This window comes from Enterobacter sp. ENT03, from assembly GCF_019218745.1.
Lineage (GTDB): Bacteria > Pseudomonadota > Gammaproteobacteria > Enterobacterales > Enterobacteriaceae > Enterobacter_D.
On record NZ_JAHUXA010000015.1, the window covers coordinates 18,905 to 41,918 of the forward strand.

Annotated in this window: 21 protein-coding genes; 4 read left to right on the forward strand and 17 right to left on the reverse strand. The window is 53.6% G+C overall.

Annotated elements, in window-relative coordinates; all coding sequences use genetic code 11:
- Positions 1-11 precede the first annotated feature (11 nt).
- The 15 genes from rnhB to rpsB form a co-directional block, all read right to left on the reverse strand.
- Positions 12-608: a ribonuclease HII gene (gene rnhB, locus KW828_RS16880; RefSeq protein ID WP_088220884.1), complete on the reverse strand. Its 597-nt coding sequence runs from the start codon at positions 606-608 to the stop codon at positions 12-14.
- Positions 605-1,750, reverse strand: coding sequence for a lipid-A-disaccharide synthase (gene lpxB, locus KW828_RS16885; RefSeq protein ID WP_218337486.1), 1,146 nt, complete (start codon positions 1,748-1,750; stop codon positions 605-607). Before lpxB ends, rnhB begins: the two co-directional genes overlap by 4 nt.
- Positions 1,750-2,538: an acyl-ACP--UDP-N-acetylglucosamine O-acyltransferase gene (gene lpxA, locus KW828_RS16890; RefSeq protein WP_218337487.1), complete on the reverse strand. Its 789-nt coding sequence runs from the start codon at positions 2,536-2,538 to the stop codon at positions 1,750-1,752. The genes lpxB and lpxA overlap by 1 nt, the downstream gene beginning before the upstream one ends.
- Before the next feature lie 3 nt (positions 2,539-2,541).
- A complete protein-coding gene (fabZ, locus tag KW828_RS16895; protein WP_006173598.1) occupies positions 2,542-2,997 on the reverse strand; it encodes a 3-hydroxyacyl-ACP dehydratase FabZ in 456 nt (151 codons plus the stop codon).
- Between the two features lie 102 nt (positions 2,998-3,099).
- Entirely contained in the window at positions 3,100-4,125 is a 1,026-nt protein-coding gene (gene lpxD / locus KW828_RS16900) for a UDP-3-O-(3-hydroxymyristoyl)glucosamine N-acyltransferase (RefSeq protein WP_218337488.1), read from the reverse strand.
- A gap of 3 nt (positions 4,126-4,128) precedes the next feature.
- Positions 4,129-4,623, reverse strand: coding sequence for a molecular chaperone Skp (skp, locus tag KW828_RS16905; protein ID WP_218337489.1), 495 nt, complete (start codon positions 4,621-4,623; stop codon positions 4,129-4,131).
- 106 nt (positions 4,624-4,729) lie between these two features.
- On the reverse strand, positions 4,730-7,141 hold the full coding sequence (gene bamA, locus KW828_RS16910) for an outer membrane protein assembly factor BamA (protein ID WP_218337490.1): 2,412 nt from the start codon (positions 7,139-7,141) through the stop codon (positions 4,730-4,732).
- Between the two features lie 29 nt (positions 7,142-7,170).
- Entirely contained in the window at positions 7,171-8,523 is a 1,353-nt protein-coding gene (gene rseP, locus KW828_RS16915) for a sigma E protease regulator RseP (RefSeq protein ID WP_218337491.1), read from the reverse strand.
- 11 nt (positions 8,524-8,534) lie between these two features.
- A complete protein-coding gene (gene cdsA, locus KW828_RS16920) occupies positions 8,535-9,392 on the reverse strand; it encodes a phosphatidate cytidylyltransferase (RefSeq protein ID WP_218337492.1) in 858 nt (285 codons plus the stop codon).
- A 12-nt stretch (positions 9,393-9,404) separates the two neighbouring features.
- Entirely contained in the window at positions 9,405-10,163 is a 759-nt protein-coding gene (gene ispU, locus KW828_RS16925) for a (2E,6E)-farnesyl-diphosphate-specific ditrans,polycis-undecaprenyl-diphosphate synthase (RefSeq protein WP_088220876.1), read from the reverse strand.
- 186 nt (positions 10,164-10,349) lie between these two features.
- Positions 10,350-11,549, reverse strand: a complete 1,200-nt coding sequence (gene ispC / locus KW828_RS16930) for a 1-deoxy-D-xylulose-5-phosphate reductoisomerase (RefSeq protein WP_218337493.1) — start codon at positions 11,547-11,549, stop codon at positions 10,350-10,352.
- Between the two features lie 93 nt (positions 11,550-11,642).
- The gene (gene frr, locus KW828_RS16935) at positions 11,643-12,200 is read right to left on the reverse strand and encodes a ribosome recycling factor (protein ID WP_218337494.1); all 558 of its coding nucleotides are present in this window, start codon (positions 12,198-12,200) and stop codon (positions 11,643-11,645) included.
- A gap of 160 nt (positions 12,201-12,360) precedes the next feature.
- Positions 12,361-13,086 carry a UMP kinase gene (gene pyrH / locus KW828_RS16940; protein ID WP_218337495.1) on the reverse strand — a complete coding sequence of 242 codons (726 nt, stop codon included), beginning with the start codon at positions 13,084-13,086 and terminating at the stop codon, positions 12,361-12,363.
- A 148-nt stretch (positions 13,087-13,234) separates the two neighbouring features.
- Complete coding sequence (gene tsf, locus KW828_RS16945) at positions 13,235-14,086, reverse strand: translation elongation factor Ts (protein ID WP_088220873.1); 852 nt, start codon at positions 14,084-14,086, stop codon at positions 13,235-13,237.
- Positions 14,087-14,222: 136 nt separating this feature from the next.
- Complete coding sequence (rpsB, locus tag KW828_RS16950; protein WP_072570714.1) at positions 14,223-14,948, reverse strand: 30S ribosomal protein S2; 726 nt, start codon at positions 14,946-14,948, stop codon at positions 14,223-14,225.
- A 309-nt stretch (positions 14,949-15,257) separates the two neighbouring features.
- On the opposite strand from rpsB, the gene map reads away from it, so the two are divergent.
- The 4 genes from map (at position 15,258) to KW828_RS16970 (ending at position 20,158) form a co-directional block, all read left to right on the forward strand.
- Entirely contained in the window at positions 15,258-16,052 is a 795-nt protein-coding gene (gene map / locus KW828_RS16955; RefSeq protein WP_088220872.1) for a type I methionyl aminopeptidase, read from the forward strand.
- Between the two features lie 64 nt (positions 16,053-16,116).
- Positions 16,117-18,789 carry a bifunctional uridylyltransferase/uridylyl-removing protein GlnD gene (gene glnD / locus KW828_RS16960; RefSeq protein ID WP_218337496.1) on the forward strand — a complete coding sequence of 891 codons (2,673 nt, stop codon included), beginning with the start codon at positions 16,117-16,119 and terminating at the stop codon, positions 18,787-18,789.
- A 33-nt stretch (positions 18,790-18,822) separates the two neighbouring features.
- The gene (gene dapD, locus KW828_RS16965; RefSeq protein ID WP_072570709.1) at positions 18,823-19,647 is read left to right on the forward strand and encodes a 2,3,4,5-tetrahydropyridine-2,6-dicarboxylate N-succinyltransferase; all 825 of its coding nucleotides are present in this window, start codon (positions 18,823-18,825) and stop codon (positions 19,645-19,647) included.
- Between the two features lie 121 nt (positions 19,648-19,768).
- Positions 19,769-20,158: a DUF3461 family protein gene (locus KW828_RS16970; protein ID WP_072570707.1), complete on the forward strand. Its 390-nt coding sequence runs from the start codon at positions 19,769-19,771 to the stop codon at positions 20,156-20,158.
- A gap of 95 nt (positions 20,159-20,253) precedes the next feature.
- On the opposite strand, the gene cdaR is transcribed toward KW828_RS16970, so the two are convergent.
- On the reverse strand, positions 20,254-21,411 hold the full coding sequence (gene cdaR / locus KW828_RS16975; RefSeq protein ID WP_218337497.1) for a DNA-binding transcriptional regulator CdaR: 1,158 nt from the start codon (positions 21,409-21,411) through the stop codon (positions 20,254-20,256).
- A gap of 170 nt (positions 21,412-21,581) precedes the next feature.
- Positions 21,582-23,012 (reverse strand): serine endoprotease DegP, encoded by a 1,431-nt coding sequence (degP, locus tag KW828_RS16980; RefSeq protein WP_218337498.1) that lies wholly within the window; start codon positions 23,010-23,012, stop codon positions 21,582-21,584.
- Positions 23,013-23,014 lie beyond the last annotated feature (2 nt).

The following is a 23,014-nucleotide window of genomic DNA, read 5'->3' on the forward strand; positions in this document are numbered from 1 at the left end:
TGCTGCAAGGATCAGGACACCAGGCCCAGGGCGCGTTTTACGGGCGCAAAGCTACGCCGGTGATGCTCTGTTGCACCGTGCATCGCCAGCCGCTCCAGATGGAAGGCTGTCGGATACCCTTTGTGCCGGGCAAAGCCATATTGAGGAAAAGTCAGATCCAGCGCCGCCATTTCCGCATCGCGCGTCACTTTGGCAATAATAGACGCCGCGCTGATTTCTGCTACCCGGCTGTCACCTTTTACCACCGCCATGGCGGGCATCGGCAGCGCCGGACAGCGGTTGCCGTCAATCAGGACGTATTCCGGGACGATGTGCAGCCCGGCAACGGCACGCTGCATGGCCAGCATAGTGGCATGTAAAATATTCAGTTCGTCGATTTCATGCGGTTCGGCACGGCCCAGACTCCAGCTCAGCGCTTTGTCTTTGATTTCGTCAAACAGCGCCAGACGGCGTTTTTCAGATAATTTTTTGGAGTCATTCAAACCCACAATTGGACGCGACGGATCGAGAATGACCGCCGCGGTCACCACAGCCCCGACCAACGGACCGCGCCCCACTTCATCCACACCGGCCACTAAGTGGGTGTGCGGATAGATAAATTCCATCATTGCGCTAACTCCAGCACCGCATCGGCTGCTTGTTCATCGGCATTGCAACGGATCTGCTGATGCAGTTCGCGGAATGTCTCATGCATGGCATGGCTGGTTTTGCCATTTGCGAGCAAGGGCAGTAGCGCGTCGGCTAATGCCTGCGGCTGACACTCTTCCTGCAGTAATTCCTTCACCAGTTCACGTCCCGCCAGCAGGTTCGGCAGCGACACGTAATCGGTTTTCACCAGACGTTTGGCGATCCAGAAGGTGAACGGCTTCATGCGATAGCCCACCACCATCGGGCACTTCGCCAGCATGCACTCCAGCGCGGCGGTGCCGGAGGCCAGTAATGCGGCATCGCTGGCAACCATTGCCTCACGGCCCATACCATCGAGCAGGTGGACACGTAAATCCGGCGCGACGTCTGCTTTGATGCGCTCAAACTGCTCCCGGCGTTTCGCGTTAACCAGCGGCACCACCACTTCCAGATCCGGATAGTGGCTACGCAGGATCTGCGCGGTTTTCAGAAAATCTGCGCTGAGCATTTCTACTTCAGCACCGCGGCTGCCGGGCAGCAGCGCCAGACAATGCACATCATGGGCAATACCCAGCACATCGCGGGCGGCGTTTTTATCAGGATCCAGCGGCATCGCATCCGCCATGGTATGACCGATAAAACGACACGGGACATTAAACCGGTCATAAAACGCTTTTTCGAAAGGCAGAAAAGCCAGCACCAGATTGGTGGATCTGCCGATTTTGAAAACGCGTTTTTGACGCCAGGCCCAGACGGACGGGCTGACGTAATGGATCGTTTTGATCCCCTGCTTTTTAAGGTTGCCTTCCAGCGTGATGTTGAAATCCGGCGCATCAATGCCAACGAACACATCAGGCTTAAGATCGGTAAAACGGCGGGTCAAATCGGCGCGGATATGCAGCAGACGACGCAAACGACCGAGCACTTCAACAATGCCCATGACCGCCAGCTCTTCCATCTCGTACCAGGCTTCACACCCCTCGGCCTGCATACGCGGTCCCGCGACGCCAACAAAACGCGCGTCAGGATGGCGTGCTTTTAGTGCCTTGATGAGGCCCGCACCAAGAATATCGCCGGAGGTTTCTCCGGCGACCAGGGCTATCGTAAGAGGACGACCAGACATTAACGGATCAGACCACGGGTTGAACGTTCGAAGAAATCGATAAACGCTTTCACTTCCGGGTGCTGTTCCGCCAGTGCGGCGATTTCTGGTTTCGCTTCTTCCAGCGTCTTACCACTGCGATAGAGCAGTTTGTAAGCATTACGGATAGCGAACAGCGCCTCTTTGCTGTAACCACGGCGCTTCAGCCCTTCGATGTTGACACCGAATGGCGTGGCGTGGTTACCCTGGGCAATTACATACGGTGGGACGTCCTGCGCCACACCGGAGCAACCGCCAACCATCACGTGAGCGCCAATAATGCAGAACTGATGCACCGCGGTCATGCCGCCGATGATCGCAAAATCATCAACGGAAACGTGGCCCGCAAGCGTTGCATTATTCGCCAGAATACAGCGATTCCCGACAGTACAGTCATGCGCAACGTGCGCGTTAACCATCAGTAAGTTGTCGCTGCCCACCTTCGTCAATCCACCACCCTGAACGGTTCCACGGTGAATGGTGACGCTTTCGCGAATGCGGTTACGATCGCCAACTTCCACACGAGTCGGCTCACCAGCGTATTTCAAATCCTGGTTTGCTTCACCGATGGTGGCGAACTGATATATCTCGTTGTCACGGCCAATAATAGTGTGGCCATTAATCACAACATGAGACTTCAGTACGGTACCCTCACCAATTTCAACATGGGGTCCAACAAGACAAAACGGTCCAATATGGACATTGGCGCCGATGACGGCACCGTCTTCCACAATGGCGGTAGGATGAATAAAGGCAGTATTATCAATCACGTATCAGGCCTCCCGGCTACGTGCACACATCATAGTAGCTTCACAAACAACTTTGCCATCAACCGTCGCCACGCCTTTGAAGCGTGTCAGGCCGCGACGTGTTTTTTCGAACGTCACTTCCATGATCATCTGATCACCTGGGACTACCGGACGCTTGAAGCGCGCTTCATCGATACCCGCAAAGTAATACAGCTCGCCAGGCTCCAGTTTACCAACGCTTTTAAACGCCAGAATACCGGTGGCCTGTGCCATGGCTTCCAGGATCAGTACGCCCGGGAAAATAGGTTTACCAGGGAAATGGCCCTGGAAAAATGGTTCGTTAACCGAAACATTTTTTACTGCGCGCAGAAAACGACCTTCTTCAAAATCCAGCACACGATCAACCAGCAAGAACGGGTAACGGTGCGGCAGAAGCTCTAAAATCTCTTCAATGTGCAGAGTATGAGTGTCAGTAGTCAAAATACTCTTCCTGTCAAAATATACTTAATGGCAATAATAACACGGCCCGCGACAATCAAATGCCGTCAGGCCGTGAAGTTTGGGCGTAAAACGGATGAATTATTAGTCTTGTTGATTGACCTTGCGCTCAACGGCTTTAAGACGCTTACTCATATCATCAATGTTCATCACCAGTGCTGCTGTTTTGCGCCACACTTTGTTGGGTTGCAGCGGGATGCCTGATGAGTATACGCCCGGCTCTGTAATCGGACGCATCACCATGCCCATACCCGTTACGGTGACTTTATCGCAGATTTCCATGTGACCGTTAATCACGCTGGCACCGCCAATCATACAGTAACGGCCAATTTTCAGGCTGCCCGCCATGATGACGCCACCCGCAACTGCGGTATTGTCGCCAATCACAACGTTATGTGCAATCTGGCACTGGTTATCAATAATGACGCCATTGCCAATAATGGTGTCATCCAGCGCGCCGCGATCGATAGTGGTACAGGCGCCGATCTCTACGCGAGAGCCAATGATCACACGGCCCAACTGCGGGATCTTAACCCAGTTACCGCGATCGTTGGCATAGCCAAAACCGTCCGCGCCGATCACCGTACCGGACTGGATCAGGCAATTTTCACCGATCTCAATCTCGTGGTAAACGGTAACGTTGGCCCACAAACGCGAGCCTGCACCAATTTTTGTCTTCTTCCCTACGAAGCAACCTGCACCAATAACCACATTATCGCCTAATACCACATCAGATTCGATAACGGCATTCGCGCCGATGGAAACGTTTTGACCCAGCGTGGCTGAGGCATCAATCACCGCACTGGGTGCGATATTCTGTGCAGGCTGCGGCGTGGAATCGAGAATTTGGGCCATACGTGCGTAAGTCAGGTAGGGATTCTTCACTACCAGCGCAGCGCTTTTGGCATAAGGGAGATCGTCCTGCGTCATGACGACGGCAGACGCCTGGCAGGCGGCCAGGTGTTCACGGTATTTTGGGTTTACCATGAAAGTAATGTGACCTGCTTTAGCAGACTGCATGGACGCAACGCCGGTGATGACAAGATCGCCATCACCGTGTAACTCTGCATCCAACTGCCCTGCTAATTCAGACAGTCGAATTGAAGGCATTACTTATTTAACCTGTTTCAGCACATCAGCGGTAATGTCTTTCACATCACTGCTGTTGTAAGCAACGGTATTTGCGTCAAGAACCAGATCGATGCTCTGGTCATCAGCCACTTTCTTCACTGCAGCCTGGATACGGTTAACCAGTTTGCCGCGCTCTTCGTTGGAACGACGCTGACGATCCTGCTCAAAAGCTTGTGCTTTCTGAGAGAAAGTCTGACGCTGTGCCATTACGTCTTTTTCCAGCTTGCTGCGATCGGCTGCTTTCATGGTAGAGCCATCACGCTGCAGACGCTGCATTTTAGACTGCAGATCGGTTTCCATTTTCTGAAGTTCGCCAGCACGGCCTTTGAACTCATTTTCCAGCGTTTTGGAAACGCCAGTCGTCTGAGCAACCTGCTGGAACAGGTTACCCATGTTCACGACTGCAATTTTATCAGCCGCTTGCGCGGACGTTACCATCGCTAAACCAAGACCTGCCGCTAATAACCACTTTTTCACTGTAAACTCCTTACCATCCCAAATGTACCCGCAGGTACCATTCTTTGCGTGACTGGGCGAACCCATGTCACGCTACACTGCTATTGCAGTCCTTTGCAAAGACCAGTTACCAGGTTTTACCGATGTTAAACTGGAACTGCTCTGCTTTGTCGCCATCGTATTTTTTAAACGGCTGGGCGTAAGAGAAGACCAACGGCCCCAATGGAGACATCCATTGTAGTGCGATACCGGCAGACATACGAATATTGCTCGGGTCACTGTAGTCAGGCACACCAATTTCTCTCATCTGCGCGGTGTCTTCCCAGTTCGTATCCCAGACGGTACCTGCATCCCAGAAGAATGACGTACGTACCGAGTTTGCGTATTTTTCGCTGATAAACGGCGTCGGCGTGATGAACTCAAGGCTGGCGACACCCATCGCGTTACCGCCCACCGCATCATCAGAGTCACACAATGGAGCACCTGAATCACAGTTATCCTGACCATTACCACCGAAGTACACCGCTTTCGGACCAATGTTATTGGACTGGAAGCCACGTACGCTACTGGAACCACCGGCATAGAAGTTCTCATAGAACGGCATCTCTTTGCCGCTCAGACCATCGCCATAACCCCAGCGGGTACGACCCAGCACGACCCACTTATGGTCATCATCAATCGGGAAGTATGATGCGGTATCAAGCGTGACTTTATAGAACTCGTTATCTGAGCCAGGCACGGTGACTTTACCGTTCAGATTGACGCGCGAACCTTCCGTCGGGAAGTAGCCACGGTCAAGTCTGTTGTAGGTCCAGCCATAGTTAAAGGTGAAGTCATCGGCCGTAAAGCCGTTGTCATCGTTTTGCGTACTGGTGCTCTGCCCCACAGAATCGAGGTAACGCCACATGGCGACCTGCGGTTCCATATTGGACAAATCGTTATGCACATAACCTAAGCCCAGACGCAACGTGTTGTATTCATTGATCGGGAAGCCCAGTGTACCGTCAACGCCGTAGCTTTTGTTGGTATACGAGGAGAGGTCTGCGTCATCCGCTTCGAAGTCATTATAGAAGATACGACCGCCCAGACTCACACCATCAACGGTGAAGTATGGGTTGGTGACAGAGAACTCAGAGTAAGTCTGGTAGTCGTTTTTCGTCCCATTGATGCCAACCGAGTAACCGGTGCCTAACCAGTTATCCTGCTGCACACCAACCTGGAAACTTACGCCGCTTTCCGTACCGTAACCGACACCAAAGTTGAAGCTACCGGTATTACGCTCTTTAACTTTGTAAACGACATCAACCTGATCCGGGCTACCTGGTATACGCTGAGTATCGGTATCCACCGTTTCGAAGTAACCGAGACGATTCAGACGCTCTTTGCCCTGATCGACCAGATCGCTACCCAGCCATGCCCCTTCCATCTGACGCATTTCGCGGCGCAGAACGGCATCTTTCGAGGTATCGTTGCCTTCAAAGCGGATTTTACGCACGTAGTAACGATTACCCGCATCAACGTTAATATGTAACTTAACGGTTTTATCCGTATCGTTGATTTCAGGCTGCGACTGTACGCGCGGGTAAGCATAACCATAGCGACCAAGAAGCTTTTTAATATCGTCTTCCATTTTGGTCACTTTGGTGCCGTTATACAGCTCACCCGGCTCGATTTTGGTCATGCTTTCTATTTCGGCAGAGTGACCCGCCAGGTTACCGCTGACTTCTACGCCAGAAAGCTTGTACTGCTCGCCTTCGGTGACGTTTACGGTAATGTAGATGCCTTTTTTGTCCGGCGTCAGGCTGACCTGCGTCGAATCAATATTGAAACGCGCATAACCGCGGTCCAGATAGTAGCTGCGTAGGGTTTCCAGATCGCCGGCCAGTTTTTGTTTCTGATATTTACGATCGCCGACCACGTTCCACCATGGCACTTCATCACGCAGCTGGAAGGTTGAGATCAACTCTTCAGTGCTGAATGCATGGTTACCAACGATGTTGATCTGCTGGATCTTAGCCGATACGCCTTCCTGGAAGACCAGTTTCAGGTCCACACGGTTACGCGGCAGCGGTGTAACAACCGCTTTTACGCTGGCGCTGTACTTACCGACGCTATAGTAGAAATCCTCCAGCCCTTTTTCGATATCGGAAAGGGTGGTGCGATCAAGGGATTCGCCGACACGCACACCAGAAGCCTCAAGGTTCTGTTTCAGCATGTCATCTTTCACTGATTTGTTTCCAGAGAAAGTGATGCTGGCGATTGTCGGACGTTCTTTCACCTGTACGAGAAGGGTATCGCCATCACGCAGGACGCGGACGTCCTCAAAGTTGCCAGTAGCAAACAATGCACGAATGGTATTACTGATATCTTCATCATTAACCGTATCGCCCTGACGGACTGGCATACTGAGGAGGGCCGCACCAACGGCGACACGCTGAAGGCCTTCGAAATGAATGTCCTTCACTACGAATCCATCAGCACCGTATACGGTGGCGCTGCTAAACAGCAGCGACGCTATGAGCAACTTTTTCATCGCCATCGTTATTATGCGTTCTTCCTAACTAGCTCTCATAACCGAGAGAAATCATTGAAAAGTGCAAGCCCCATTAACAACACCAGCAAAATCGAGCCGATGCGGTAACTAAAGTCTTGAACTCGCTCGGATACCGGTCCGCCCTTTAGCTTTTCAATCGCTAAAAACAGCAGATGCCCCCCGTCCAGAACAGGAAGCGGGAACAAGTTGATAATTCCAAGATTCACGCTGATAAGAGCGAGAAACATCAGATAATAAATCAACCCAAATTCTGCTGACATCCCAGCCCCCTGAGCGATCGAGATCGGCCCACTGAGGTTGTTCAGTTTGACATCACCGGTTATCAATTTCCCCAACATACTGACCGTCAGCTTCATCAATTGCCAGGTTTTATCCGTGGCTTCGACAATGGCGCTGAAAGGTCCGTACTGGCGTACTGTCTTGTACTCGTCCGGCAGCGGGATAATTTTAGGCACCACGCCTGCAAACCCTTCGTCCTTGCCGCTACCCGGTTTTGTATCTGGTATCAGTGTTAAAGACAAGGGGCTTCCCTGTCTTTCAATATCCAGTGCTAACGGCGTACCGGGGTTATCCCGGACTAAAGTAACAAACGTCATCCACTGCGTTAACTGCTGACCATCGACTTTAACGATCCTGTCGCCTGCTTGCAAACCTGCTTTACTTGCAGCGGAGTCTGTCTGCACTTGCGCCAGGACAGGTTCAATCTGCGGACCACGTGGCTGGATGCCGAGCGACGCGACCGGATCTTCACGGTCAGGCTCAAACTGCCAGTGACGTAAATCCAGCGTCTTATTCTGACGACTATCCGTACCAAACGGCGCTACGCTGATAGTCGTCTGCGCATCGCCTATTTTGGACACCAGTTGCAACCGCACGGCATCCCAGTCAGGCGTTTCGATACCATCAATCGCTTTAAGTTCCGTGCCGGGCGCAATTTGCGCGCTGGCAGCGATGGAATTGGGTGTTATTTCACCGATTACCGGACGCACACCTGGCACGCCAATGATAAATACCAGCCAGTAAGCGACGATAGCAAAGAGGAAGTTGGCTACGGGACCCGCAGCAATGACGGCAGCGCGCTGCCCGACCGTTTTGTTATTAAACGCAGTATGACGCAGTTCCGGGATCACCGGCTCGACACGCTCATCCAGCATTTTAACGTAACCGCCCAGAGGGATAAGCGCGATAACGAACTCCGTACCTTGCTTATCGGTGCGACGCCAGAGCGCTTTACCAAAACCAATTGAAAAACGCTCTACCCGCACACCACAACGACGAGCAACCCAGAAATGGCCAAATTCATGCACCGTGATCAGCACGCCCAGCGCAATAATGAACGCCGCCAGATTCCAGAGAATACTCAGCATATAATCTTCCGTTAAATCGTCCTGAATACCAGCAATAACAGACAGGCAAACACCGGCACCGCCGCTGTCAGGCTGTCAATACGATCAAGTATACCGCCGTGTCCTGGAATAAGGTTACCGCTATCTTTAATACCGGCTTCACGCTTAAACATACTTTCGGTTAAATCGCCCAGTACAGAGGCCAGTGCGGCAACAATCGAGCATACCAACAGCGTAAGCGGCGCAACGTCCAGACTCGCCCACACACCATAACCCCAGGATATTACCGCGGCGGTGAATAAACCGCCAATAAACCCCTGCCAGGTTTTGCCCGGTGAGACTTTTGGTGCCAGTTTATGCTTGCCGAACAGTTTCCCGAACATATAAGCACCGGAGTCTGCACCCCATACGAGGATCATCACATATAGCAGCCATATCGCGCCGCTGTAGTGGTTATCGTCATAATGCCAGGCACGCAGCGCCAGCATTCCCCAGAAGAATGGCACGATGGTGAGGATGCCGAACACCAGGCGCAGTGCTTTTGAGTGTCGCCACAGGGTCGCCGATGTGGGATAAAAAAGCACCAGCAACAGTGCTGCGATCCACCAGCCTAACGAAGCCCACAGTGCACCTTCAACCAGAGGTTGATGAACATTGTAATGGTATTCCGGCATCATCAGTAGCCAGCCTGCAAGCAGCAGCCCGCACAATACCGCCAGCCATACCCGGGCATTCCGGGAAGTAAAACCGCTAAACTGCCCCCATTCCCATGCAGCAAGCATGCACACGGCAATAGTGACAATGGCAAATCCCACGGGCGGCAGTAAAAACAGTGCCGCGATGACCACAGGGATTAATACAAAAGCAGAAATCAGGCGATACTTCAGCAAAAGCTACCCCCATCAGGCTTTGTCGCCACCAGGCTCGGTGCCGCCGAAACGACGCTCTCGATTGGCAAAGGCATGCAGCGCACCTTCAAAGTCTTGTTCATCGAAATCAGGCCAAAGAACATCAGTAAAGTAAAGTTCGGCATAGGCAATTTGCCACAGCAAAAAGTTACTAATGCGATGTTCTCCCCCTGTCCTAATTACTAAATCTACGGGAGCCAGTTCATGCATGCAGATTTGCTTGCTCAGCGCGTCTTCATCAATCTGGTCGGGGCGCAACAGCCCTTCCTGGACCTGAACAGCTAATTGCTGTACTCCCTGAATAATATCCCAACGTCCGCCATAGTTCGCTGCAATATTCAGCGTCAGGCCCGTATTCTGTGCCGTCAGAGCCTCAGCTTTACGGATCCGCTCCTGCAGACGGGCGTTAAAACGGCTGGTATCGCCAATAACGCGCAGTCGCACGTTGTGACGGTGCAGGCTTTTTACTTCGCTATCCAGCGCCCACACAAACAGTTCCATCAGCGCGCTCACTTCCTGCGCTGGCCGGTTCCAGTTTTCACTACTAAAAGCGTACAGCGTCAATGCATCGATGCCGTTATTCGCAGCAAACGAAACCGCGCGACGAACAGACTTGGCTCCGGCTTTATGTCCAAAAGCCCGTAATTTCCCTTGTCTTTTCGCCCAGCGACCATTGCCATCCATAATTATCGCAACATGACGGCAGCCATGCGCTGGCAAATTCTCGCTTAATGGTTGATTAGCAGACAACATAACGCGTTATTAGTCCCTGAAAAGGATTTAGCGGTAGCCAGGAATACTGAAGCCTTTACATAAAAAAGCCGTGTAAAACCACGGCTTACCTGACCTGAAAGGACAAAATCCCCACAATCAGGTGGCGCAGACTATATCACTGAAGTAATACGCTAACAAATAGCACAACCACGAGTGGCTGTAATATCACCAGCTTGGGAGTTGCATCACTTCTTTTTGTGCAACTTCACGCGCGAGTTTATCAACAGCCAGCACATCATCAATACTTTGCGGTTCGCGCAAATCCATCTTTTCGAGTACAGACAGATTCAGGGCAGCAATGTCGGTAAAGCGGATCGCCGAGTCCAGGAATGCCGCAACCGTCACTTCATTTGCCGCATTGAGCGCTGTGGTTGCCGCCTGCCCCTGCTCGAAAGCGTCCATTGCCAGCTTCAGACACGGATAGCGATCGTAATCAGGCGCGCAAAACGTCAATGCACTCAGCGTGCTGAAATCCAACGGTTTCGCACCCGAGACCACACGATTGGGCCAGGCCATCGTATGAGCAATCGGCGTGCGCATGTCCGGCTCGCCCAGCTGCGCTAACACGCTGCCATCCTGATAACGGACCATGGAGTGGATCACCGACTGCGGGTGGATCAACACTTCCATCTGATCGGCGGAGGCATTAAATAACCAGCGTGCTTCAATGTATTCCAGACCTTTATTCATCATGGTGGCTGAATCAACGGAAATTTTACGTCCCATTGACCAGTTCGGATGGCGGCAGGCCTGATCGGGCGTCATTGCAGCCAGTTCAGACAGCGGCGTTTCACGAAATGGGCCACCAGACCCGGTAAGCAGAATCGACATCACGCCGTTCTGCTCTAAATCAGCGTACCCCAGGTTGTGCTGGAAAGGTTGCGGTAAACTCTGAAAAATTGCGTTATGTTCGCTGTCCACCGGCAAAAGCTGCGCGCCGCTGTGCTTAACGGCTTCCATAAATAGCCGCCCACAGGTCACCAGCGACTCTTTATTCGCCAGTAAGACGGTTTTACCAGCCCGAATAGCCGCCAGCGTTGGCAGCAGCCCTGCTGCCCCGACGATAGCCGCCATCACCTGATCCACCTCATCAAGCGCTGCCATGTCACAGGCCGCCTGTTGGCCGCTCAGCACCTCAGTACGACTGCCATACTGCGCCAGAGCTGATTTCAGTTGACGGGCGCTGACGTCATCATCCATCACCGCATAGCGCGGGGTGAATTCGAGACACTGTTCGACCATACGCGCCACGTTTTTTCCGGCCACCAGCGCCGTCACAGCAAAGGTTTCAGGATTGTGGCGAACCACATCAAGGGTGCTGCAACCAATAGAACCGGTTGAGCCAAGGAGGGTTAATTGCTTCATCAGACGCCCGGCGTAATTTTGGAGGATAGAAAGCAAAACGCCGCCAGCAAACCCTGTGGATTTCTGTACGGCGTTGTCATCATGTGCGCAGGATCAGAACTGCATCAGTTCCGCTTCTTTATCCGCCAGCGCCGCATCGATTTTCTTAATCGCCGCGTCGGTCTGCTTCTGCACTTCTTCCTGCGAACGACGATCGTCGTCTTCGCTGATGGCTTTGTCTTTCAGCAGCGCTTTCACTTTATCGTTCGCGTCACGACGAACATTACGCACCGCAACGCGCGCGCCTTCCGCTTCGCCACGTACCACTTTGATCAGATCTTTACGACGTTCTTCCGTCAGCGCAGGCAGCGGAACACGAATATCGCTACCGGCAGAGTTCGGGTTCAGGCCCAGATCGGATGCCATGATCGCTTTCTCAACGGCAGGACCCATTGAACGGTCGAACACGTTGATTTTCAGCGTACGTGAATCTTCAACCGTGACGCTGGCCAGCTGACGCAGCGGCGTCGGGGTACCGTAGTACTCCACAACGATCCCGTCCAGCAGGCTTGGGGAAGCGCGGCCAGTGCGCACTTTGCTGATTTGGGTTTTAAATGCTTCTACGCATTTTTCCATGCGTACTTCAGCATCTTTTTTGATGTCGTTTATCACGTTACGGATCCTTGAAAACTTGTCTCAGGCAGGCCACACACGGCCACACCAAAAGGTGCGCTAAGTATAGCCTCGTTTCATTCATCACACTGTCATAGTGTTTGATAAAAACCGCTTTTAATTAAAGCGCGATCTTACCTTTATTTAGCGCTTACGGAAATTAGTCCGTAATTAAAGTGCCTTCTTTTTCACCCATGACCACGCGGCGCAGCGCACCCGGCTTGTTCATGTTGAACACGCGGATCGGCAGTTTATGGTCGCGAGCCAGGGTAAAGGCCGCCAAATCCATCACTTTCAGTTCACGATCCAGCACATCGGTGTAGCTCAGTTGATCGTACAGCGTGGCGGTTGGATCCTGCATCGGATCGGCAGAGAACACGCCGTCAACTTTGGTGGCTTTCAGTACCACATCGGCTTCGATTTCGATACCGCGCAGGCAGGCTGCGGAGTCGGTGGTAAAGAATGGATTGCCGGTACCGGCAGAGAGGATCACCACACGGTTATTTCGCAGCAGGCTGATCGCTTCCGCCCAGCTGTAGTTATCACACACGCCATTCAACGGAATAGCGGACATCAGGCGGGCGTTCACATAGGCGCGGTGGAGCGCGTCACGCATCGCCAGGCCATTCATTACGGTCGCCAGCATGCCCATGTGGTCGCCCACTACGCGATTCATACCCGCTTTCGCCAGACCTGCGCCACGGAAAAGATTACCACCACCAATAACCACACCGACCTGGATGCCTAATTCAACCAGCTCTTTAATTTCCTGTGCCATGCGGTCAAGGATGCTTGCGTCAATACCGAAGCCTTCGGAGCCCTGTAACGCTTCGCCACTAAGCTTAAGCAGAATGCGTTTATAGACGGGTTTTGCATTGGTAGCCATGATTCTTTCCTGAGACTGTCAACGATTGAGAGGGGTTATTTCAGGCGACATATTACGTCGCAAACCAGCGCGAACAACATAGGTATTTTGCTGATTTTGTCATGCGGGGTACAAAAAGAAGCCGCCCTCAGGCGGCTCCTTTTAGTGATTAAGACTGCTTGGACATGGCAGCAACTTCTGCTGCGAAGTCAGTCTCAACTTTCTCGATGCCTTCGCCCACTTCGAAGCGGATGAAGTTAGTCACGTCAGCGTTATGCTCTTTCAGCAGCTGAGCAACGGTTTTGCTCGGATCGATAACGAACGGCTGACCGGTCAGAGAAACTTCGCCGGTGAATTTCTTCATGCGCCCTTCAACCATTTTCTCTGCGATTTCTTTCGGCTTGCCAGACTGCATGGCGATGTCCAGCTGTACCTGGTATTCTTTCTCTACCACTTCAGCAGACACGTCTTCCGGCTTAACGAATTCCGGCTTGCTTGCAGCAACGTGCATTGCCAGCTGTTTAACCAGCTCTTCGTCAGCACCGGTAGCGGCGATCAGAACACCGATACGTGCGCCGTGCAGGTAGCTGCCCAGCACATCGCCTTCGATGGAAGCAACGCGGCGAATGTTGATGTTCTCACCGATTTTTGCCACCAGCGCCACACGTTCTTCTTCGAACTGTGCTTTCAGCACGTCAACGTCAGTGATTTTGCCAGCAACTGCTGCATCCAGCACTTTGTCAGCGAACGCCTGGAAACCACCGTCTTTCGCAACGAAGTCAGTCTGGCAGTTAACTTCCAGAATCACACCGTAGTTGCCGTCGATTTTGGTTTTGATCACGCCGTCAGCAGCTACGTTGCCTGCTTTTTTCGCCGCTTTGATCGCGCCAGATTTACGCATATTTTCGATGGCCAGCTCGATGTCGCCATTGGCTTCAGTCAGCGCTTTTTTACAGTCCATCATGCCTGCGCCAGTACGTTCGCGCAGTTCTTTTACCAGGGATGCGGTAATTTCAGCCATTCTTAAATCCTCGGGAGATTTGATCTGCCTGGTCGTGACGACCAAACAGCTTAAAAGTGAAAAAGGGGCCATAAAAAGGCCCCTTAACCAAACTCGATACTACCTGGTTAATAAGGGCTCCGGGGAGCGTGCCTTATTATTCAGCTTCTACGAAGCTTTCTTCCGCCTGAGCAGCCAGATCCTGAGAACGGCCTTCACGTACGGTTGCAGCAACAGCGCTCAGGTACAGGGTTACAGCACGGATTGCATCGTCGTTACCCGGGATAACGAAGTCAACGCCGTCCGGATCGGAGTTGGTATCAACGATAGAAAACACCGGGATGCCCAGGTTGTTTGCTTCTTTGATTGCAATGTGTTCGTGGTCAGCATCGATAACAAACAGTGCGTCCGGCAGGCCGCCCATGTCTTTGATACCGCCCAGGCTGTTTTCCAGTTTCTCAAGCTCACGAGTGCGCATCAGCGCTTCTTTCTTGGTCAGCTTTTCGAAAGTACCGTCCTGAGACTGAGTTTCCAGGTCTTTCAGACGTTTGATGGACTGACGAACGGTTTTCCAGTTAGTCAGCATACCGCCCAGCCAGCGATGGTTCACGAAGAACTGGTCGCAGCTGTTAGCAGCTTCTTTCACCGCTTCGCTTGCAGCGCGTTTAGTACCAACGAAAAGGATTTTGCCTTTACGAGAAGAGATCTTGCTCAGTTCAGCCAGGGCTTCATTGAACATCGGTACAGTTTTCTCAAGGTTGATGATGTGAACTTTGTTACGTGCGCCGAAGATGAAAGGCTTCATTTTCGGGTTCCAGTAACGGGTCTGGTGACCAAAGTGAACACCAGCCTTGAGCATGTCGCGCATGGAAACAGTTGCCATGATTAAAACCTCTATATAAAAGTTGGGGTTATGCCTCCACGTATCCCATATTACCGACCCCTAAGGGCACCCCGGAATATGTGCCGATACGTGTGTGTTATTTACACAAAGTGAGATTTGTGGCTTCACGTGCCAAATGGAACGGAAGTCCGGCGCGCTTTATACCATAAATACACCCATGACACCAACAGTTGTTGGCGACGGATGCGCTTAATGCTTCTCAATCTGGCAGGCAGCGCGTCAGGCTGATACCATTGACGCCACTTACACGATTATGGTCGACCTGATCGACCCCGATGGACAGAATCAATGGCTATCTCTATTAAGACTGCGGAAGAAATCGAAAAAATGCGCGTGGCGGGCCGTCTGGCTGCCGACGTGCTGGAAATGATCGAACCTTTCGTCAAACCAGGCGTCAGCACCGGCGAACTGGATCGTATCTGTAACGATTATATCGTTAACGAACAGCAGGCGGTTTCTGCCTGCCTCGGCTATCACGGTTTCCCGAAATCCGTTTGCATCTCTATTAATGAAGTGGTGTGCCATGGCATTCCGGATGACGAAAAACTGCTGAAAGACGGCGATATCGTCAACATCGACGTCACGGTGATCAAAGACGATTACCACGGCGACACCTCCAAAATGTTTATCGTCGGCAAACCGACCATTCTGGGCGAGCGCTTGTGCCGCGTCACCCAGGAGAGCCTCTACCTGGCCCTGCGCCTGGTGAAACCGGGCATCCGTCTGCGCAGCCTTGGCGCCGCCATCCAGAAATTTGTGGAAGCGGAAGGTTTCTCCGTGGTGCGTGAATACTGCGGGCACGGTATCGGTCGCGGCTTCCACGAAGAGCCGCAAGTGCTGCACTATGATGCGGATGACGGCGGCGTGGTGTTGCAGGCCGGTATGACCTTTACCGTTGAACCTATGGTCAACGCGGGTGATTACCGCATTCGCACCATGAAAGACGGCTGGACGGTGAAAACCAAAGATCGCAGCTTGTCTGCACAATACGAGCATACTATTGTGGTGACGGATAACGGCTGCGAAATTCTGACGTTACGAAAGGACGACACCATCCCGGCGATACTCTCGCACAACGAATGATGAAGAAGCCGGCGATTGCCGGCTTTTTTTATGGCGATAGTTTTTACTTATACATGGGCGCGATATGAGTCATAACCTCTCCGAGCAGTTCAGTCACACGGCCCCTACGCTTCCAGGCCAGCCGCAAAACCCCAACGCCTGGCCTGCAGGAGAGCTGACGTGCGCCGGTATCAAAGCGCGGATGGACGCGTTCCAGCAGTGGCTGGGTGAGGTCTTTGACGCCGGGTTATCTGCCGAACAGCTGATTGAAGCGCGTACCGAATTTATCGATCAGCTGTTACAGCGCCTGTGGATGGAATACGGCTTTGGTGAGGTTCCCGATGCTGCGCTGGTGGCGGTGGGTGGTTACGGGCGCGGGGAACTGCATCCGCTGTCTGATATTGATCTGCTGATCCTCAGCCGCAAAAAGCTGTCCGAGGAACAATCGCAAAAAATTGGCGAACTGCTCACCCTGCTGTGGGACATCAAACTGGAAGTCGGGCACAGCGTGCGCACGCTGGAAGAGTGCCTGCTGGAAGGTTTATCGGATCTCACCGTCGCCACCAACCTGATTGAATCCCGTCTGCTGATTGGTGACGTCGCCCTGTTCCTGGAACTGCAAAAGCACATTTTCAGCGACGGTTTCTGGCCGTCGGAAAAGTTCTTCGCCGCCAAACTGGAAGAGCAAAACGAGCGCCATCATCGTTACCACGGCACCAGCTACAACCTTGAGCCGGACATCAAAAACAGCCCCGGCGGCCTGCGCGACATCCATACCCTGCAATGGATCGCCCGCCGTCATTTTGGTGCCACCTCCTTAAACGAGATGGTCGGCTTTGGCTTTCTGACCCAGGCCGAACGCAATGAACTGAACGAGTGTCAGCATCTGCTGTGGCGCATCCGTTTTGCCCTGCATCTGGAACTCAGCCGCTACGATAACCGCCTGCTGTTTGACCGCCAGCTGAGCGTCGCCCAGCGCCTGAACTATACCGGCGACGGCAACCAGCCGGTGGAGCATATGATGAAAGATTTCTATCGCGTGACCCGCCGCGTGACCGAGCTTAATCAGATGCTGCTGCAACTGTTTGACGAAGCCATTCTGGCGCTGACGGCGGATGAAAAGCCGCGCGCCATTGACGATGAGTTTCAACTGCGCGGCACGCTTATCGATCTGCGCGATGAGACGCTGTTTATCCGCGAACCACAGGCCATTCTGCGCATGTTCTACATGATGGTGCGTAACAGCAGCATCACTGGCATTTATTCCACCACCCTGCGCCATTTGCGCCATGCGCGTCGTCATCTGACGCAGCCGCTCTGTTTTATCCCGGAAGCGCGCACGCTGTTTCTCAGCATGCTGCGTCACCCCGGCGCGGTCAGCCGTGGTCTGTTGCCGATGCATCGCCACAGCGTGCTGTGGGCCTATATGCCCCAGTGGTCACACATTGTGGGGCAGATGCAGTTCGATCTGTTTCATGCCTATACCGTGGACGAACACACCATCCGCGTGTTGCTGAAGCTGGAAAGTTTTGCCGATGAGGCCACGCGCCAGAAGCATCCCTTGTGCGTGGAACTGTGGCCGCGCCTGTCGCACCCGGAGCTGATCCTCATCGCCGCCCTGTTCCACGATATTGCCAAAGGGCGCGGCGGCGACCACTCCGTACTGGGCGCACAGGACGTGCTGAAATTCGCCGAGCTGCACGGTCTGAACTCACGGGAGACGCAGCTGGTCGCGTGGCTGGTGCGTCACCATCTGCTGATGTCGGTGACCGCGCAGCGCCGCGATATTCAAGATCCCGAAGTCATAAAGCAGTTCGCCGAAGAAGTACAGACCGAAAACCGTCTACGTTTCCTGGTCTGCCTGACGGTGGCGGATATTTGCGCCACCAACGAAACCCTGTGGAACAGCTGGAAGCAGAGCCTGTTGCGCGAACTCTATTTCGCCACCGAAAAACAGCTGCGTCGCGGCATGCAGAACACGCCGGATATGCGCGAGCGCGTGCGTCATCACCAGATCCAGGCGCTGGCGCTGCTGCGCATGGACAACATTAATGAAGAAGCGCTGCATCATATCTGGGCGCGCTGCCGGGCGAACTATTTCGTGCGCCACAGCCCAAACCAGCTGGCATGGCATGCGCGTAATCTGTTGCAGCACGATTTACGCGAGCCGATGATCCTGCTCAGCCCGCAGGCGACACGCGGCGGCACGGAGATCTTTATCTGGAGCCCTGACCGCCCTTATCTCTTTGCCGCGGTGTGCGCCGAGCTGGATCGCCGCAACCTGAGCGTACATGACGCGCAAATCTTTACCACCCGCGACGGCATGGCGATGGACACCTTTATCGTGCTGGAGCCGGACGGGAAACCGCTGGCAGCGGATCGCCATGAGGTTATCCGTTTCGCTCTGCTACAGGCGATCACGCAGAACAGCTGGCAGCCGCCGCAGCCTCGCCGACAGCCCTCAAAATTGCGCCATTTTACCGTCGATACCGAGGTCAATTTCCTGCCGACCCACACGGACAGAAAATCGTTCCTCGAACTGATCGCCCTCGATCAGCCTGGGCTTCTGGCCCGCGTCGGCCAGGTGTTTGCAGACCTGGGAATTTCCTTACATGGGGCGAGAATTTCGACAATTGGCGAGCGAGTAGAAGATTTATTTATAATCGCCACAGCGGACCGGCGTGCCCTTAATAATGTGCTCCAGCAGGAAGTGCAACAACGGTTGACAGCGGCCCTCAATCCAAACGATAAAGGGTAACGATTTTTTTTACACAGATGGAAAGAGTAAACAATGCAGCAGTTACAGAACGTTATTGAGACCGCTTTCGAGCGCCGTGCCGACATTACCCCGGCAAATGTGGATACCGTAACCCGTGAAGCGGTTAATCAGGTGATTGCCCTGCTGGATTCCGGCGCGCTGCGTGTCGCAGAAAAAATTGACGGTCAGTGGGTGACCCACCAGTGGCTGAAGAAAGCGGTGCTGCTCTCTTTCCGCATTAACGATAACAAGGTGATCGAGGGCGCTGAAAGCCGCTACTTCGATAAAGTACCGATGAAATTCGCCGACTACGACGAAGCGCGTTTCCAGAAAGAAGGTTTCCGCGTCGTGCCGCCAGCGGCTGTACGTCAGGGTGCTTACATCGCCCGTAATACGGTGCTGATGCCGTCCTATGTCAACATCGGCGCGTACGTTGATGAAGGCACCATGGTTGATACCTGGGCAACCGTCGGTTCCTGCGCGCAAATCGGTAAGAACGTACATCTGTCAGGCGGCGTGGGTATCGGTGGCGTTCTTGAGCCACTGCAGGCGAACCCGACTATCATTGAAGATAACTGCTTCATCGGCGCACGTTCTGAAGTGGTTGAAGGGGTTATCGTCGAAGAAGGTTCGGTGATCTCGATGGGCGTCTACATCGGTCAGAGCACCCGTATTTACGATCGCGAAACCGGCGAAGTGCATTACGGCCGCGTACCGGCAGGCTCGGTTGTTGTTTCCGGCAACCTGCCGTCAAAAGACGGTTCCTACAGCCTGTACTGCGCGGTAATTGTGAAGAAAGTGGATGCGAAAACACGCGGAAAAGTAGGCATTAACGAACTGCTGCGCACAATCGACTAAGGTATCTCCTCTCCTGATCCGGGAGAGGGTGACCCACCCCGCCTTTTTTGCACGACGCAGTGGCGAAGATAGATTTTTTCGTTAATTATTCATAGGTTATGTTGAGCTTAAGGGTACCGCTATGTACGATAATCTGAAAAGTTTAGGCATTACCAATCCTGATGAAATCGATCGCTATAGCCTCCGTCAGGAAGCCAATAACGATATTCTGAAAATCTATTTTCATAAGGACAAAGGCGAGTTTTTTGCGAAAAGCGTGAAGTTTAAATATCCGCGCCAGCGTAAAACTATCGTCGCGGATGGCGTGGGTCAGGGCTATAAAGAAGTGCAGGAAATCAGCCCTAACCTGCGTTATGTGATCGACGAACTGGATCAGATCTGCCAGCGCGATCGCACAGAAGTCGATCTGAAACGTAAGATCCTGGACGATCTCCGTCATCTGGAATCGGTGGTAACCAACAAGATCAGTGAAATTGAAGCCGATCTGGAAAAGTTGACCCGCAATAAATAGTCCGTCAGTTGCCCGGTGGCGCACGCTTACCGGGCCTGCAACGATGCAAACTTGTAGGCCGGGTAAGGTGTAAACCATTACCCGGCTTATTTCATCTATCTCTGCTCATCCAGCTGTAGCGCCACGTACAGCAGCAGCCGGTCGTCAAAATTCCCCAAATCTAAGCCTGTTAATTCCGAGATACGGTTCAGCCGGTATTCCAGCGTATTGCGGTGGATAAACAACGCTTTGGACGTGGCCAGCGGCTGCACGTTATGCCTGAACCAGGCAGCAAGGGTGCGCCTGAGCAAACCGTTGTTATCCATCGCCTTCAGGCGCGCCAGTGGGCGAGAGAGTTCGTTTGCCTGCCAGCCACCGCGCAGACTGTCGAGCAGCACCGGCAGCATCAGATCCTGATAGAAATAGCTGCGGTTTTCCGGCATCCGCTGTTTGCCCACCATCATGGTCGTACGCGCTGTCCGGTACGAGCGGGCGATGCTGCCCGGCCCGGTAAAATAGTTGCCGAGCGCCACCCGAAAACGCAGCTGTCCGTTCTCTTTCATGCGCGCAATCAGCTGTTCCACCCGCTTGCGGTGATCTTCCGCGTCCCAGCGGCCAAAGGGATTCAGCGCCGGTTTCAGCACCACCATTTCCGTAAGGGAAACAATGGCAATCAGGTTATTCCGCTCCGGCGTGGTCAGCGCATTTTGCAGCTGCTGTAATTCCGCCATCGCGCTGTCGACCCCGAGCTGGCCACTGTCCACCTCCACCACCGCCACCACGCGCGGCTGATTTAAATCGATGCCCAGACGCTGCGCCCATTCGGTCAGCGCCGGGGTGTGTTCTTCTGCCTGGATCAGGTTCATGACCAGCTCTTCGCGCAGGCGGCTGTCCTGCGCTAAAAGATGCATCAGACGAGATTGTTCCAGCATCATTTCGGCGGTCATGCACACCAGTTCGCCGTATTTGCGCAGTGTTTCCGGCTCACCGGTCAGACCGATCACGCCGACGATCTCCCCTTCCAGACGCAGCGGCAGGTTAATTCCCTGGCGTACACCGTGCAGATGCCGGGCCACGGCGTCATCAATGTCCACCACCCGTCCCTGCGACAGGACCAGCAGCGCACCTTCGTGCAATTCCCCAATACGCTCCCGATCGCCACTGCCGATGATCCGGCCACGCGCATCCATCACGTTGATGTTGGTATCGATAATGCGCATCGTGCGTGACACGATGTCCTGCGCCATTTTGGTATCAAGATGCCAGCCAGCCATGTCACCCTCCGTGAGCAGTGCGCCAGAATAGGAGAGCCAGAATAGGAGAGATAACAGCGCTGTGCATTGTGCAGATGCACAAAGCAGAGATCAGAAGTGTGGAGTTGTGGAAAGCTTCACAGAATGCGGGGAGAAGCGACCTCCTCCATAGCGGAGAAGGGCGCGACAGATTACTGCATCAACAGATAAAGAGAAGTGTCGCCACGCTGAATGTTCAGCGCCAGCACCGACGGTTTGCTGTCGAGGATCTTACGCAGTTCAGCAATATTTTTTACCGTCTGCTGATTTGCGCCGATGATCACATCACCTTTTTTCAGGCCGATGCGGGCAGCCGGTGAATTGGCTTTCACATTGTTGATCGTCACGCCCTGATCCTGGCCTTTATTGCTCATTTCCGCGCCTTCAATACCGCTGAAGACGGTGCTGGAATCTACCTGATTCTGGCTACTCTGTTGCAGTTCCAGGGTCACGGTCACCGGTTTCCCGTCACGCAGCAGGCCAAGGGAGACTTTGCTGCCAATCGGCATGGAACCCACTTCCGCGCGCAGCGCCGCGAAGCTGCTGATCGCCTTACCGTTAAGCGAGGTGATCACGTCACCCGCTTTGATACCGGCTTTCGCAGCAGACGAGTTCGGCATCACCTGGCTGACGAAGGCCCCGCGCTGGGCATCGACTTTCATCGCTTTCGCCAGTTCAGAGTTGAGCTCAGTACCGAGAATACCCAGTTCACCACGGCGGACCTGGCCGAACTCCACCATCTGCGCGGTCAGGTTTTTCACCATGTTGCTTGGGATAGCAAAACCGATACCGATGTTGCCGCCGTCCGGTGCGAGGATCGCGGTATTAATACCGATCAGCTCACCGTTCAGGTTGACCAGCGCACCGCCGGAGTTACCGCGGTTAATGGCCGCATCGGTCTGGATAAAGTTTTCATAGTTTTCTGCGTTCAGACCGCTACGGCCCAGCGCCGACACGATCCCGGAGGTGACGGTTTCACCCAGACCGAAGGGGTTACCAATCGCCACCGTATAGTCACCCACGCGCAGCGCGTCGGAGTCAGCCAGCTTAATCGCCGTCAGGTTTTTCGGACTCTGGATCTGGATCAGCGCCAGGTCAGAGCGCGGATCTTTACCCACGACTTTCGCGTCAAATTTACGTCCGTCGCCCAACTGCACTTTAATGGTGGTGGCGTTATCCACCACGTGGTTGTTAGTGACGACATAGCCTTTTGCGGCATCAATAATTACGCCGGATCCCAGCGCCATGAATTTTTGTTGCTGACCGCCATCAGCGTCGCCGGGCGCACCGCCCTGGCAGAATGGCGAGCTCTGGAACGGCGATCCGTCCTGACAGAACGGGGAGTTATCACCGAAGAATTGCTGGAAGTTGCGGCCCATACGCGGCGTGTTGACCGTGGTGCTGCCTTCCACGTTAATGCTTACTACCGATGGCATTACCTTTTCCAGCATCGGCGCCAGACTCGGCATCGGCTGCGCGGCAGGCGCAGAGGACGCCGTTTCAGCCGCCATGGCTGACATCGGAGAAAGCGCTAAACCTAAACTTAAAGCCAGTGCACTCATTGCTAACGTCGTTTTTTTCATCT

Excerpts from the sequence above, each read along its gene's own strand:
- rnhB (WP_088220884.1), bottom strand. The coding sequence starts at position 608 with ATGATGGAATTTATCTATCCGCACACCCACTTAGTGGCCGGTGTGGAT.
- lpxB (WP_218337486.1), bottom strand. The coding sequence starts at position 1,750 with ATGTCTGGTCGTCCTCTTACGATAGCCCTGGTCGCCGGAGAAACCTCC.
- lpxD (WP_218337488.1), bottom strand. The coding sequence starts at position 4,125 with ATGCCTTCAATTCGACTGTCTGAATTAGCAGGGCAGTTGGATGCAGAG.
- bamA (WP_218337490.1), bottom strand. The coding sequence starts at position 7,141 with ATGGCGATGAAAAAGTTGCTCATAGCGTCGCTGCTGTTTAGCAGCGCC.
- rseP (WP_218337491.1), bottom strand. The coding sequence starts at position 8,523 with ATGCTGAGTATTCTCTGGAATCTGGCGGCGTTCATTATTGCGCTGGGC.
- ispU (WP_088220876.1), bottom strand. The coding sequence starts at position 10,163 with ATGTTGTCTGCTAATCAACCATTAAGCGAGAATTTGCCAGCGCATGGC.
- ispC (WP_218337493.1), bottom strand. The coding sequence starts at position 11,549 with ATGAAGCAATTAACCCTCCTTGGCTCAACCGGTTCTATTGGTTGCAGC.
- pyrH (WP_218337495.1), bottom strand. The coding sequence starts at position 13,086 with ATGGCTACCAATGCAAAACCCGTCTATAAACGCATTCTGCTTAAGCTT.
- tsf (WP_088220873.1), bottom strand. The coding sequence starts at position 14,086 with ATGGCTGAAATTACCGCATCCCTGGTAAAAGAACTGCGCGAACGTACT.
- rpsB (WP_072570714.1), bottom strand. The coding sequence starts at position 14,948 with ATGGCAACTGTTTCCATGCGCGACATGCTCAAGGCTGGTGTTCACTTT.
- map (WP_088220872.1), top strand. The coding sequence starts at position 15,258 with ATGGCTATCTCTATTAAGACTGCGGAAGAAATCGAAAAAATGCGCGTG.
- glnD (WP_218337496.1), top strand. The coding sequence starts at position 16,117 with ATGAGTCATAACCTCTCCGAGCAGTTCAGTCACACGGCCCCTACGCTT.
- dapD (WP_072570709.1), top strand. The coding sequence starts at position 18,823 with ATGCAGCAGTTACAGAACGTTATTGAGACCGCTTTCGAGCGCCGTGCC.
- KW828_RS16970 (WP_072570707.1), top strand. The coding sequence starts at position 19,769 with ATGTACGATAATCTGAAAAGTTTAGGCATTACCAATCCTGATGAAATC.
- cdaR (WP_218337497.1), bottom strand. The coding sequence starts at position 21,411 with ATGGCTGGCTGGCATCTTGATACCAAAATGGCGCAGGACATCGTGTCA.
- degP (WP_218337498.1), bottom strand. The coding sequence starts at position 23,012 with ATGAAAAAAACGACGTTAGCAATGAGTGCACTGGCTTTAAGTTTAGGT.